At 69.5% G+C, this 13,057-nt stretch carries 11 protein-coding genes; 7 read left to right on the forward strand and 4 right to left on the reverse strand.

Features of this window, described 5'->3' with window-relative positions; translation table 11 throughout:
- The first annotated feature begins 513 nt into the window (after positions 1 to 513).
- The 5 genes from ACZ6MA_RS25865 to ACZ6MA_RS25885 all read left to right on the forward strand — a co-directional run bounded on the left by ACZ6MA_RS25865 (position 514) and on the right by ACZ6MA_RS25885 (position 8,152).
- Entirely contained in the window at positions 514 to 1,140 is a 627-nt protein-coding gene (locus tag ACZ6MA_RS25865; protein WP_469436342.1) for a hypothetical protein, read from the forward strand.
- A gap of 37 nt (positions 1,141 to 1,177) precedes the next feature.
- A complete protein-coding gene (locus ACZ6MA_RS25870) occupies positions 1,178 to 3,847 on the forward strand; it encodes a helicase associated domain-containing protein (RefSeq protein ID WP_469436343.1) in 2,670 nt (889 codons plus the stop codon).
- A 121-nt stretch (positions 3,848 to 3,968) separates the two neighbouring features.
- The gene (locus ACZ6MA_RS25875) at positions 3,969 to 5,843 is read left to right on the forward strand and encodes an ATP-dependent nuclease (protein ID WP_469436345.1); all 1,875 of its coding nucleotides are present in this window, start codon (positions 3,969 to 3,971) and stop codon (positions 5,841 to 5,843) included.
- Positions 5,844 to 5,866: 23 nt separating this feature from the next.
- Positions 5,867 to 7,588: a UvrD-helicase domain-containing protein gene (locus tag ACZ6MA_RS25880; protein ID WP_469436347.1), complete on the forward strand. Its 1,722-nt coding sequence runs from the start codon at positions 5,867 to 5,869 to the stop codon at positions 7,586 to 7,588.
- Between the two features lie 402 nt (positions 7,589 to 7,990).
- Positions 7,991 to 8,152: a hypothetical protein gene (locus tag ACZ6MA_RS25885; protein WP_469436349.1), complete on the forward strand. Its 162-nt coding sequence runs from the start codon at positions 7,991 to 7,993 to the stop codon at positions 8,150 to 8,152.
- 211 nt (positions 8,153 to 8,363) lie between these two features.
- Here ACZ6MA_RS25885 and ACZ6MA_RS25890 read toward each other — a convergent pair whose 3' ends face one another.
- Entirely contained in the window at positions 8,364 to 8,786 is a 423-nt protein-coding gene (locus tag ACZ6MA_RS25890; RefSeq protein WP_469436351.1) for a hypothetical protein, read from the reverse strand.
- Positions 8,787 to 9,049: 263 nt separating this feature from the next.
- Between ACZ6MA_RS25890 and ACZ6MA_RS25895 the strand changes: the two genes are divergently transcribed.
- Together ACZ6MA_RS25895 and ACZ6MA_RS25900 are read left to right on the forward strand one after the other, a co-directional pair.
- A complete protein-coding gene (locus ACZ6MA_RS25895) occupies positions 9,050 to 9,709 on the forward strand; it encodes a hypothetical protein (RefSeq protein ID WP_469436352.1) in 660 nt (219 codons plus the stop codon).
- Between the two features lie 54 nt (positions 9,710 to 9,763).
- Positions 9,764 to 10,006, forward strand: a complete 243-nt coding sequence (locus ACZ6MA_RS25900) for a hypothetical protein (protein WP_469436353.1) — start codon at positions 9,764 to 9,766, stop codon at positions 10,004 to 10,006.
- A gap of 259 nt (positions 10,007 to 10,265) precedes the next feature.
- Here ACZ6MA_RS25900 and ACZ6MA_RS25905 read toward each other — a convergent pair whose 3' ends face one another.
- The 3 genes from ACZ6MA_RS25905 to ACZ6MA_RS25915 form a co-directional block, all read right to left on the reverse strand.
- A complete protein-coding gene (locus tag ACZ6MA_RS25905) occupies positions 10,266 to 10,877 on the reverse strand; it encodes a hypothetical protein (RefSeq protein WP_469436355.1) in 612 nt (203 codons plus the stop codon).
- 260 nt (positions 10,878 to 11,137) lie between these two features.
- The gene (locus tag ACZ6MA_RS25910; RefSeq protein WP_469436356.1) at positions 11,138 to 12,136 is read right to left on the reverse strand and encodes a Mu transposase C-terminal domain-containing protein; all 999 of its coding nucleotides are present in this window, start codon (positions 12,134 to 12,136) and stop codon (positions 11,138 to 11,140) included.
- 556 nt (positions 12,137 to 12,692) lie between these two features.
- Positions 12,693 to 12,914, reverse strand: a complete 222-nt coding sequence (locus tag ACZ6MA_RS25915; RefSeq protein WP_469436358.1) for a hypothetical protein — start codon at positions 12,912 to 12,914, stop codon at positions 12,693 to 12,695.
- Positions 12,915 to 13,057 lie beyond the last annotated feature (143 nt).

Here is a 13,057-nt window from a genome sequence, read left to right on the forward strand (position 1 = left end):
CCCGCGGAGCGGGTACCACATCGCTGCGCGATGTGCAAGCGAACACCCCCGCGGCGCGGGGGTGTTGCGCTCCCGCTCCGCGGGAGCGCTGGCGAGTGGCTGCGCCACTCGCACACCCCGCCTGCTGCGCAGGCGGGGTGACGGTCCGTCCGCTGCGCTCCCGGACCGGGCGGGACTTCGTCCCGCTACTGGGCTTCCGCTTCGCTCCAGCCCGGGGTCGGCGGGTCCGCTGCGCTCCCCCGCCCCAACGGTCCTTCCGGCTACGCCTCCAGAACCGTTGGGGCCCGCTGACGCGGGCCTGGCTGGCTGCCAGGGATGGGGGTCGCTCGTTCGTGTGGGTTCCAGTGTACCGTGTGCATCAGGTTGATGCAGCATGTACCGTTGGTGAAAATACAGGACACCCCCAACCGCTCGGGAAGCTTCCCGGGATTCTGAGAGGAACGACTGCAGATGACTGGTCACCTCGAATCTACCGGACCTGATCCAGCTCTGAGCAGCGATCCTGTGCGCCGGGTGACGCAGTACCAGACAGCAGGCGTGAACGCCCGCTTAAAGGTATTCGCGCTCCTAGAGGCACAAGGCGTGCCCGCGAGTGAGGCGGACGACCTGGTGGCGGCACTGGAGGCGGGAGCAGTCGCCGGGACACAGAGCGAAGTAGTCACGCTGTACAGCATGGCGCCGGGCTTTCGGGGCGAGGCAATCGCGGATGGGTGGGACGGCGGCGTGACGGCTGTGGGCGAGATCCTGGTGGGCCGCGCGGACCGGGACTGGTCACGGCGTGGCGGTCGGTCTGCCCTCGCTGCTGAGCTGGCTGTACATATTGCGGACGTGAGGGAGCGTGAGCGGGCTTCCCTGGTGCGGCTGGAGAGGTTCGTCCGGGAGGCCGTGCTGCCGGGCACCCACCCGCACACCACGGCGCGGCGTCGGGTGTTGGAGGCGCTGGGTGAGGCCGGCGGTCTGTGCACCGCGCGGACGCGGAACGCGGACGGGGACGTCGTGGTCTGCACGCTCGATGCCGGGCACTACGACCCGGACGACAAGCCGCCCTTCAAGGACGGGAAGCCGGGCGGCTGGCACAAGGCGGATGCGTCGATCTGGAACGACCTTGGTGCGGCCTGCATTCCGCACGCGGCCATCTGAAAGACCACGGGAATTCAGGCTCAGGGGAGGCAAGGAAATGTCAGCGATTCAGCTCAAGGAACACCAGGTAGACCAGCGCTCCGCGTTTCGTAGGTGGGTGGGATTCCCTGCAAGGTCATCTGTGCCCCCGCAGGGTGCCCGGGGCACGATCGTGTCAGCGACCGGCTCGGGCAAGACGATCACGGCCGCCGCGTGCGCGCTAGAGAGCTTCCGGGACGGCCGGATCCTCGTGACCGTGCCGACCCTGGACCTGCTCGCCCAGACCGCTCAGGCGTGGCGCCTGGTGGGCCACCGGGCCCCGATGGTCGCGGTGTGCTCGCTGGAGAACGACGCGGTGCTGAACTCGCTGGGGGTGCGGACCACCACCAACCCCATCCAGCTCGCCCTGTGGGCCGAGCGCGGCCCAGTCATCGTGTTCGCCACGTACGCCTCTCTCGTGGACCGCGAGGACCCGGAGGACCCGCTGGGTCAGCGGAAGGTTCGCGGGCCGCTGGAAGCCGCTCTGGCGGGCGGGGAGCGGCTCTACGGGCAGCGCATGGACGGGTTCGACCTCGCGATCGTGGATGAGGCCCACGGAACCGCTGGTGATCTTGGCCGTCCGTGGGCGGCAATCCACGACAACCAGCGGATCCCGGCGGACTTCCGGCTCTACCTGACCGCGACCCCGCGCATCCTCGCCGCTCCCCGGCCGCAGAAAGGCGCGGACGGCCAGGAGGCGGAGCTCGCGACCATGGCCGACGACCCGAACGGGACCTACGGCGCGTGGCTCGCCGAGCTCGGTCTGAGCGAGGCGATCGAGCGCGAAATCCTTGCGGGATTCGAGATCGACGTGCTGGAGATCCGCGACCCCTCCCCCGCTCTCGGGGAGTCGGAGGAGGCGCGACGGGGCCGGCGCCTGGCGCTCTTGCAGACGGCGCTCCTGGAGCACGCCGCCGCCTGGAACCTGCGCACCGTCATGACGTTCCACCAGAAGGTGGAGGAGGCCGCGGCGTTCGCGGAGAAGCTGCCGGAGACGGCGACCGAGCTCTACATGAACGACGCCTCGGACGAGGACCTGGCGAAGGCGGAGAAGCTGCCCGCGTCGTCGATCGACGCGGAGTTCTACGAGCTGGAAGCCGGCCGCCACGTCCCGCCGGACCGGGTGTGGTCGGCGTGGCTGTGCGGCGACCACCTCGTGTCCGAGCGGCGCGAGGTGCTGCGCCAGTTCGCCAACGGCATCGACGCGGCCGGGCGTCGGGTCCACCGGGCATTCCTCGCCAGCGTTCGCGTGCTCGGGGAAGGCGTCGACATCACCGGCGAGCGGGGAGTCGAGGCCGTCTGCTTCGCCGACACCCGCGGCTCCCAGGTCGAGATCGTGCAGAACATCGGCCGGGCGCTCCGGCTCAACCGCGACGGCTCCACCAAGGTGGCCAGGATCATCGTGCCGGTGTTCCTGGAGCCGAACGAGGACCCCACCGACATGGTCGCCAGCGCCTCGTTCCGCCCCCTTGTAGCGGTCCTCCAGGGCCTGCGCTCGCATGATGAACAACTCGTCGAGCAGCTCGCTTCCCGGGCGCTCACGAGCGGGAAGCGCAAGGTGCACGTCCGGCGTGACGAGGACGGGCAGATCGTCGGGGCCGGCGGCGCGGGCGACGGCGAGGACCAGGAGGACGACACGCAGGCCGCCGCCGAAGCGGCGCTTCTGCACTTCTCCAGCCCGCGCGACGCCGCCACGATCGCCGCTTTCCTGCGCACCCGGGTGTACCGGCCTGAGTCCCTGGTGTGGCTGGAGGGCTACCAGGCCCTGCTCCGGTGGCGGAAGGAGAACGAGATCACCGGCCTCTACGCCGTGCCCTACGACGCCGAGGTCGAAGTGGGCGTGACGAAGGATTTTCCGCTTGGCCGCTGGGTGCACCAGCAGCGGAAGGCGCTGCGGGCCGGTGAGCTGGAGGAGCGACGCAAGACCCTGCTGGACGCCCCGGAGGCCGGCATGGTCTGGGAGCCCGGCGAGGAAGCGTGGGAGAACAAGCTCGCCGCGCTCCGGTCCTACCGGCGGGCCACCGGCCACCTCGCGCCGCGTCAGGACGCCGTGTGGGGCGAGGGCGAGGCGATGGTGCCCATCGGGCAGCACATGGCCAACCTCCGCCGCAAGGGCACGAAGAACGGCTTGGGCAAGGACCCGCAGCGGGCCGCCGTGCGCGCGGCGCAGCTGACGGCGATCGACCCGGACTGGAACTGCCCCTGGCCACTCGACTGGCAGCGGCACTACAAGGTGCTCGCGGACCTGGTCGACACCGACGGTGCCCTGCCCTACATCGCCCCGGGCGTCGTCTTCGAGGGCGATGACGTGGGCACGTGGCGGTGGCGGCAGCAAGAGCCGGGCACCTGGGCCCAGCTGTCCACCGAACAGCAGCAACGGCTGTCGAAGCTGGGCATCAAGGGCGCTGACGTCCCGTCTCCCGCCCCGGCGACCACGAGTACGGCAAAGGGGCCGAACAAGGCGCAGCAGGCGTTCCAGCGCGGCCTCGCCGCCCTCGCTCAGTGGGTGGAACGGGAGGGCGATCGACCGGTACCGAGGGGCCACAGCGAACAGATCACGGTCGACGACGAGACGGAGCCGGTGATCGTGAAGCTGGGCGTATGGATTTCGAACACCAAAACCCGACGCCACAAACTCACCGCGGACCAGCTGGACGCACTCGCTCGACTCGGCGTGCAGTGGACATAGGCCTGCTGGGTGCCTGTAGGGCTGTGCTGGGAATGCTGGAACAGCAAGACAGGCCACGTCATCCAACACCTACCATCATCTGATCACTGTTGCTGTAGGTGGCAGGCAAGGGGGGCGAGCGGTGTACGTGGCCGATGTGCTGGTGGAGCGATTCCGGTCGTGCGAGCGGGTGCAGATCCCGCTGCGGCCGGAAGTGACGGTACTGGTCGGGGAGAATAACGCGGGCAAGTCGAGCGTGATCGATGCACTCCGGCTGCTCACGGATCCCCTGGACGGGCGCCGGACGCGGTACTTCGAGGAAGCCGACGTCCTGCAGACAGCGGCCGCGCTGGGCGGCCCCGTCCTGCAGCTGGACGTGGCCGACATTGGCCCGCAGCACAGTGGCGCATATCTGGAGGCGCTGCTACAGGGAACTCCCAATAGCCGTACCGCGCGATGGCAGGTGTCCTGGACACCGCCGCAGCCGAGCGGTCGCCGCGGGAGCGCCGTCTGGGCGCAGGGCGCGGGCCTACCCGTCACGGGCGAGCCTCCCGTGCGCCGCGGCGTGCGACATGTCTACCTGCCTGCGCTGCGCGACGCGGAGCGGGAGCTGGCCTCGGCGGGTGGGGACCGGGTGCGGATGATCCTGCGCGGGCTGCTGGGGGACGACGAGCAGGTCGATGCCTTCGTGGAACGGATCGGCACCGAGCTGAAGAAGGTGGCCGCTGACCCCGACGTGGCCAGGGTCAGCGAAAAGATCAACGAGCCTCTGCGGGACCTGACCGTGGGTGCGCATCCACAGATGAGTGAACTGGCCCTGGCCGAGCCAACCTTCGCGTCGATCGCCCGGTCGCTGCGGGTGCTGTTGGGTGATGCCGCCAGCCAGCCGTTTCGGCTGTCGGCTTCGGGGCTGGGCTACGCCAACGCGCTGTTCATCGCCACGGTGATAGCAGAACTGGACGCGGCGGCGGAGGCTGACCTGACCGTGCTGCTGGTCGAGGAGCCCGAGGCACACCTGCATCCGCAGTTGCAGACGCTGCTGCTGCGCTACCTGCGGCAGCGGGCGCGGGCCTCGCGCCGTCAGCCAGCCGGTGACCCGTCCCAGCCGGCCGGGCATCTGCAGGTGGTGGTCACCACTCACTCTCCGATCCTGTCGGCCGCGGCCGGCGTGGAGAATCTGGTGGTCATGGCCCGGTGCCCGGCTGGACTGTCTAATGGCTGGCAAGCACGGCCTTTGCCCATTCCCCGGCTGCGTCTGAGCCCGGACCGAGTGCGGCACCTGGACCGCTACCTGGATGCCACCAAGAGTGCCCTGCTGTTCGGCTCACGGGCGATCCTGGTGGAGGGCATCTCCGAGCTGCTTGTGCTGCCTGCCCTGGCTGAACGTGTTCTTGCCGCCGGTGCGGGTGCCAGCGCCCCGGCGGCCCGGGAGGCGTCCGAGGCGCTGGAACGGTTCTTCGGGACCACCCGGGTGATCGTGGATGGCGTCGGGTTCGAGGTCTATCTGCGGGTGCTTCTGGCGCCCGTGGACGGCATGAGCCTGGGACGGCGGGTGGCGCTGATCACCGACACGGATGTGGCACCCGACCAGCCGGAACCACGCCGGCTGCAGTCGCTGCGGGCGCTGCCCCTGCGCTGGGGGTCTCCTGGCGAGCTGCATCTGGCCGCGGCGCCCCGCACGCTGGAACCGGCTCTGTGGTCGGCCGATAACATCGCCGCCTTGGAGGCGGCGTTCCTGCGCTGTGCACCACGCTCGCAAGAACGCTGGGAGCAGATCGTTAAGGCGGCGGATCCCGCCCTGGCGTTCGGGGAGTCGTTCATCGCGAAGACCAGCCGGACCGTCACCGGCGCGGACGGGGAGATCCTGAAGGGCACCGAGATCTCCAAGGGCCGGTTTGCACAGGAACTCGCCGACGTGCTGGCCGATCCGACAGTGGGGTTCACCGTGCCCGCCTACCTCGCAGACGCCATCCGCTTCATCACCGCCCCCGAAATCAACGGGGTGAGCGCGCCATGAGCGAGCCGGGGCAGACAAGGGCCGTGCGAGCCGACGCTGAGGCGCAGCAGGAGACCGCGATGGCCGTGACCGCTCCCGCTTACGTGCCCGCCTGCCCGGGAGCGGGCAAGACGCATGTGATCACCAGTCGGCATCTGCAGTCACCCAGGCGGCTGTTGCGCCAGGGCCGGGCCCTGATCTCATTCACACGGGTGGCACGGGATCAGATGGCCCGCCGCTGCCGCCAAGCGGGCCGCGCCGACCTGATCCAGGCACCGCACTTCATCGGCACGCTCGACTCGTTCTTGTGGGAGTTCCTGGTCAAGCCTCGGCGGGCAGCCGATCCTGTACCCCGCCTGCTGGAGTCGTGGGCGAGCATCAAGGCCCCAGTGGAGGGCGTGGACCGGGAGATCTCCCTACACCGCTTCCCCATGTCCCTGGACCCCTCGCAGGTTTCGGCGAGCGAGGTGGTGGTCTGGGACAAACTCGACTACGACACCCGGCAGGCCATCGAGGCCAGCTCCTACAACCGACCGGCATGGGAGGAAAAGGTCTTCGCCACCCGCAAGTCGTGGTGCGAGCAGGGCTACTTCACCGGGCACGAGGTGCGGGTTCTGGCCCTGTGGAACCTGCGCAACGCCGAGGCCTCCGCCGGGCTGCTGGCCCCGCTGCGCTCCCGGTTTTCGGAAGTCGTCGTCGATGAGGCACAGGACTGCTCCGCCGCAGACCTGGCAATACTCCAACTGTTGCACGACGCTGGCCTGCCGCTGATCCTCGTCGGCGACCCGGACCAGGCTATCTACGCCTGGCGTGGCGCCGAACCGCAGGCACTGGGTGCCTTCGCGGCCCGCCTGTCCCCCACCCCTCACCGACTGACTGGCAACTGGCGCAGCTCCCCCGTCATCTGCCGTCTGGCGGCCACCCTGCGCGCGGGGCAGCGCCCGCCGGACACGTCCGTCGTGCGCGACGACGACATCCCTGTCCTGCTGCTGCCCACCCAGTTCGCAGCCTCCGGCAGCCGCCACCTGCACGCCCCGACCGGTGACGGCATCGTCGACGCCTTCCGCGCACTCGCCCAGGAGTACGCCATCGAGGCCCAGGACTGCCTAGTAACCGCCTACAAGTACGCCACCCTGCCAGGCATCACCCGGGAAAAGCCGTACACCAAGGCCATCACCAGCCTGGCCTGGGCCCGCACCGTCGCCTACACCTTGGGTGCCTCCAGCGACGAGCTCACCCGGGCCTGTGCGATTGCCGTGCGGGTCCTGTTCGGCTACTGGTATCCAGGCGAAACCGGCGGCCCCGACCGCATCATGGCTGCCCACCGCCTGTCGGCCAGCCAGGTCAACCGCACGGCCTTCGCGTTCCTACACAGCCTGCCCCCGCCCCACAAGGAATGGGGTCCGCAGGTATGGCAGGCCTTGAAGGCCTGGCCCTCTCTGCCTGGGGCCGCTCCGCAGGGCGGCAAGGGCCGCCCGGCAGGAAAACCCACCCTGCCCCGCCCCCAGCATGCCACCGGCATCCGAACCAACATCGTCCACCAGCTCAAGGGCGACGAAGCCGACGGGGTCCTGCTGCTGCTGCCCGAACGCGGAAGCGTCCAGCGCTGGGCCACCTCGGACTCGGCCACCGACGAAGTGCTGCGCATCTGGTACGTCGCCGTCACCCGCGCCCGCCGCCTGGCCGCCATCGCCCTGCCTGAGGAAGAGACCGACGCGCTAGCGCACCTGCTGGCAGAACGTCGGGTTCCAGTCCGCCTCGTCTGACCACTCTTCCACCTGAGCCAAAGGTCTGGGGCCTGGGAAAGCAGGCCCGAGGCGGACAGCGTCCGCCTTCGGTCCCCCCGCTGGGGGCGATGGTCCAGCCAACGGTTCAGCCACCTGCCGGTGCAACCCTCTTCGCTGCGGGTTCGGTGAGCCGGGCAGGCGACAGGGCGCACGCCGAGGCGGGCGACGGGCTCGGCGAGACTCGCGAGCTGATCGGGCAGGCCCGCGACCACGTCCTGCTCGTTTACGCCCTCGCGCGTCTACGGATCGGCCTGCCACAGGACCGGACGGCACGCTTCCACGAGGCGTACAAGGCGCTGGCAAGCGCAGCGGACGAACTCGGGGTCACCGGCCGCCCCACCGCCGGGCCCCGCGGCAAGCCTGGGCGACGCATGCCAGGACATGAGCAGGGCCGTGATGCTCCTGGCGCCCTTCCTCGACCCGAAGTCCACGGCCGGGGCCGATCCGCACACGCCGGTGCGGCTGGCCACCCACCTGCAGTTGGCCGCCGAATCGGCCGCTGCCGAACCCGTGCCCCACCTCCACTCCGTCACCTGGAGCTGACCGCTCACCCACGCCCAGGCAGCTCCGGTCTGCCCACCCGGCCCCTGGATGCGGAGCGACACCTCTCCCCTCGGCTATCGCGTGGAAAGACACCTCATGCAGTTCAGCCGTCAAGCCGGGGGCCATCCCCCTTCAGATCTTGCCGAGGGTCCGTCCCTGGGCCCCAGCCGACGTGCAGAGGCCGGCTGAGGGTGGAGGTCGGGCGGGTGGGTCACCAGAGGCCGAAGAACCGTGTCCACCAGGTGGGCCGCGCCGCGAAGCGCTCCAGCGCGCTGGGGCCCTCGTAGTCGCTCTCCAGGAGTTCCTCGGGGACGCTCACGTAGCCGAGTTCGGCCAGGGCCCCTTCCACGATGGCGAGGTCGGCGGGGTCCAGCGCTCCCTCCTCCCGGGCGTCGTCCGTGCCGAAATAGGCCCCCGGATTGTCGGCGCAGACCTCGGCGAGGAAGCCGAACTTGCTCACGCAGACCACGATCCGGGTCCCGCAGACCGTCGCGTCCGCAGGCACGTGGACGCGCCCGTACTCGCTGGAGTCCTGGGTGTCCCGCTCGGACTCGCACAAGGCACCGAAGTCCGCTTCGAGCCGGCGCACCAGCCCGCCGAACTTGAGGCCGGTCGCCGCGCCGTCATGGACCATGATCGGTCCGCCGCCTCACCCGCCCCGCCCCGGCCGCCGCGCGCGGATCCTTACCCAGTCGAACGGCCCCATGCCGTCGACAAGCCCAGGCCGGTCCGTGTCCGGTCCCAGCAGCAGCAGCCGCACATCATCCGCCTCGATACCCTGGGCATGCTCTGGACCACCGCAGCGGGCAGGGCAACACTGCGGCTGAGGAACGCCAACCTGCTCGAGATCTCTGGATTCTGTCCCGGCGCCCTTGCTGTTCCTCGTACGCTGCCTTCATGCCTTTCAGGACGCCCAAGGAGACTGCGATCGCCGACCGCGGACCGTCTCATTGGGCTGTCGCTCGCCTGAGCAGGCCAGCGTTCCAGCCGATTCCTGCGCGGTCCTCAGCAGCGCACTACACCCCGGAGACTGTCGCCGCGGCCGTCGAAGCCCTGGTGGTCGGCCTGGACGGATCCCCGGCTCCGTTCCGTGACCGCGCCTGCGGCAGTTTCGGCTTCGGCGTGAACGCCTTGGCCGAGTTGCTCCGAGCAGACCGAGCTGCCATCGCAATCCAGCATGAGCTCGACACCCTCAACTTCCCGGTCGGACCGTCGGTATCGGAGCGGACTCTCCTGGCTAAGGCCGAGGAGGACAACGGCGTCCCGCAGATCACTACGTCTCTTGCTCCTGCCGCCAGCCTTCACGCAGGAGACCAGGCAGCCACGCAGGGCACGGAGCGCATCACGGCCCTGCAGAAAGAACACGCGGCGCTCCAGCACCGGATGCAGGACCTGCGTCGCTACCTCGATGTCCCCGGCAATCTGATGCACTACGAGTTCCTCGACGCAGTACCCATCCACGACACGTCGCCGTGCGGAGTAGTGCGCCTAGCCACGCCCATCATCCCGCGTGCTTCTCGGCCTGGGGCCCAGCCCCTGGTGCCCACGGCTGCGTAACCCTCCTCCCGGGGAGGGGGCAGCGGCCGCCCCCTCAACCCCGAGGAATACGCAATGACCAGCGTGCTGGAACAACTGATCAAAGAGCATCCTGCTTGGGCAGGATGCGTCGGCGTGTACATCACCGCAACTCTGCCGCCAGCAGTCTCCTGGTACGCGAAAGGCATACGCCCCCGCCTGCAGCGGGCCGCGCAGCGGCAGCGCAACCTCCGCAACCGCCTACAGACTTTGTGGCGCGCCCTGCACCTCATGATGGACGAAGAGCCGCCCCACAGCCACAGCAGCCCGCCTGAATAGAACCCGCTTCAAGTCCTGCCGCTTCCTGCTACGAAACTGCTGAGAAGTCCCGATGGGCCGAGGGCCGGCACCAGGTGCCGGTCCTCCCCACCCCGTGACACCGCACGGCGCCCATGGGGCGCGATTTATGCAACGCACAGCTGTTGCGTGGAACCAGGCCCCGGCGACGACAGGGCCCCTCCCTCCGGGGGTCCGTGGCGCGTCTGCGGCAAAGTCAGGTCTTCCCCTGACGTCTGGCGTTGAGCCAAGAGGACCTGACTTACTGGTAAGGGCTCCAGCGGCCGTAGCGCGCCATCAGCGCCCGTGCGGCGTCCTCGTTCAATCCGAGGGCGACGGCGGCCAGTTCAGGGGGCGCGTCCTTCCGGGCGTCACGGGCCGGCCAGTACGCGACGTCCACAGCGGTCATCTCCATCTGGCGGGCAGCACGCAAGGCCGCCAAGGGCGAGCTTTTCGCCAACTTCTCAATTTCTTCCTGTAACTGGTCCAGCAGAGAAGTGACCGTTTCCGGTAAAGGGATGACCGACTGCTCCACCTCCCCGATATGCGTGTCCCAGTCCTGTGTGCAGGTGTCTGCCGTGTCTCCGGCGGCCTGGGCCAGCATTCGGTCACCGATGTCGTCCCAGTCCAGCGGGCGCTCGGGGCCGGTCCAACCACAGGAGCACACAGCGCGCAGGGCAGCTGCACGGGGCCCGTACCCACCACGGCCGTCATAGACACTCCACTGCGACACCGACTGGCCGCCCCCACCGGAGTCCATCCCGAAGAACACCGGCGGTGGGACCGTGCCGTCGGCCAAGAGCACGCCGACCGCCCCCTCGTGTGAGGGCCCGAACTCACCCGTCGTCCACGTCTCCCGCTCAGCCGTACCCATAGCCACCCCTCTAATCGTTCCGCCCGTTCCCCAGCTCTTCCTGAAACGGATCACCTCGCGCCAGGACCGACGATGCCGCAGCCAGGAGGAGCCGTACCACCGAAATCGCCAAAGAGACAGAAAGCTCCGCCGAGCCGCGGCCAAGAACGGTGCGAGGGTGTCCCGGGTGGCAGGCCGGAGTCGAATCGACTGCTGTGGATCGAGAACACCCGCCGGGTCAGCTGGCCGAGGGCAGGCCGTAGGCAGCGACACCGAGGACGTCAGGGCACGTCGCCGGAGTAGTAGAGGTGGCAGCTGACGCCGGAACTCTGGGCAAGTTCGGCGTGGGCCTGCGCACCGGTCAGCGCACCGAGCCGCCGAGGGGGCTCGGCCCGGATGGTGGCGGCGTAGCGCTCGCGCTGGGAAGCTTCGAGGTCCTTCTTCAGACGGCGGGCGCGGGCGGACCGTGCCCGCCGTACGGCGCTGATCTGTTCCTCGGTTGCCTGGTCGGCCAGGTCCGCGGGACCGAGGTAGCGGCCGGTGGCGGCGTGGTAGACCTCGATGCGGTGGTCATGGTGGGGCATGAAGCGGACCCTGACCTGGCTCCCAGCCTGACCGGTCATCCAGGCACCCACGTAGTCGCGTTTGCGGACACCCCGGGTGGTCAGCGTGCGGGTGCCAGCGTCCTCCAGGGTGAACGTCCACAGATCCGCCGCGGCCACGTCCCGCAGCGGGGTGGGATCGTCCTGCCACGCCTGAAGCAGGGTTTTTCCCTGCACCGGCGCGGGACGGTGCTCGGTGTTCCACCACAGCGTCCAATCCAGCAGCCGAGCGGTGAAGTCCTCAAAACTGAGCAGCACCTCGTCCTTCGGACGGGCAGCCCGTTTGCCGGGACGAGGCTGTCGGGCGTAGCCGGGAAGCGCGGCCAGCAACATCGGCTCCACCGCCCGGTTCAGGCCCTCCACCGTGTCCTTGAGATGGGGGGTGTAGGTGGGCAGGCCCTCCACGGTGACGTCCAGGAGATCGAACGCGGCGGTTACCGTCCTGGACAGGAAATCCTTGCCACGGTCCACCCGCACCTTCTCCGGCAGACCGCCGAACGGGCCGTAGGGGTCTTCACGCAAGACCGCGGAGCGCAGCGCGGCCAGCACCGACTCCCGCGACGGATGCCCGGGCGTGACGGCAACGCCGGTGATCGCGTTGGTGGCACAGGCCGTGAACCAGGTGATCCACGGCCTGCGGGCATGGCCGTCGACCTCGACCAGAACCGGGGCCTGCATGTGGTCGGTCTCCCACACCTGGTTACACCAGCCCCGCGGCCGGGCCAGGAACACATCATGCTTACGCGCCGCGCGCTCTCCTCCCGCGAGCCCCGCCCGCTCCCCCGGCGTCAGATCCCGCTGGATCGCCCGGTGCAAGGTGGGCAGCGACGGCGGCGGAACCGCGGGCGGAGACTGCCGGGCAGCCCGGGGCCGTCAGCTCACGATGCACCGCCGCGACGTTGCCCTCCACAATGCGAGCAGGCTGCGTACTTCCGGGGTGACAGTAAATCGGTCCCGGCTCTGGGCCCACGCCCCAGGCTCCTCAGCCGCTGATTCATCACGCTCGGCTGCGGCCAGCCACCACCACACCGTGCGCTCGGTCACCTCCAACGACTCGGCCATCAGCTGCACATGTCGTGTCGTCAGTTTCTGCTCCTGCCGCAGGGCGAGCAGCCTGCGCACGGCAGGCCGCGCAGCACCGACAGGGAGGAAGGAGGCAGGCCTCCCCGCACGCCCCGGCCCTCCCCGTGCATGCCGGAACGGGAAGCACCCTCTCCCGGCCCGGCCGCGCCGGTCAAAGCGGCCCCATGAGCCGCGAGCAGACCCGCTCCAGCATCCGGCGGTCCACCACAGCCCGGCTCTTGCCATAGGTCTCGGCGGTCAGGTGCGAGGTCAGCTTCGCCCAGGTCCGGAAATTGTCGTGCCCCACATGCTCGTCCACCCACGCGACATCGTCCTCGGTCACGTCCTCCCACAGAGGGTGGAAGGCCGCCATCACGCAAGGCATCACCGACACCAGCAAGGACCTCACGCCGACCGGCCACATGGACCACACCACTGGGCCGAACCTCTGCGCCTCACCCTGTGTGAACCCTTCGGTCGGGCACCTGCCCGACGGACGACTGCGCACTCCCCGGGTCCGGAGAGTGCGCAGTCGAA

The organism is Streptomyces sp. NPDC042259, from assembly GCF_055582085.1.

Bases quoted from the DNA above. Each gene is read 5' to 3' on its own strand.
- ACZ6MA_RS25870 (WP_469436343.1), top strand. From the start codon at position 1,178: ATGTCAGCGATTCAGCTCAAGGAACACCAGGTAGACCAGCGCTCCGCG.
- ACZ6MA_RS25885 (WP_469436349.1), top strand. From the start codon at position 7,991: ATGAGCAGGGCCGTGATGCTCCTGGCGCCCTTCCTCGACCCGAAGTCC.
- ACZ6MA_RS25890 (WP_469436351.1), bottom strand. From the start codon at position 8,786: ATGGTCCATGACGGCGCGGCGACCGGCCTCAAGTTCGGCGGGCTGGTG.
- ACZ6MA_RS25895 (WP_469436352.1), top strand. From the start codon at position 9,050: ATGCCTTTCAGGACGCCCAAGGAGACTGCGATCGCCGACCGCGGACCG.
- ACZ6MA_RS25900 (WP_469436353.1), top strand. From the start codon at position 9,764: ATGACCAGCGTGCTGGAACAACTGATCAAAGAGCATCCTGCTTGGGCA.
- ACZ6MA_RS25905 (WP_469436355.1), bottom strand. From the start codon at position 10,877: ATGGGTACGGCTGAGCGGGAGACGTGGACGACGGGTGAGTTCGGGCCC.
- ACZ6MA_RS25910 (WP_469436356.1), bottom strand. From the start codon at position 12,136: ATGCAGGCCCCGGTTCTGGTCGAGGTCGACGGCCATGCCCGCAGGCCG.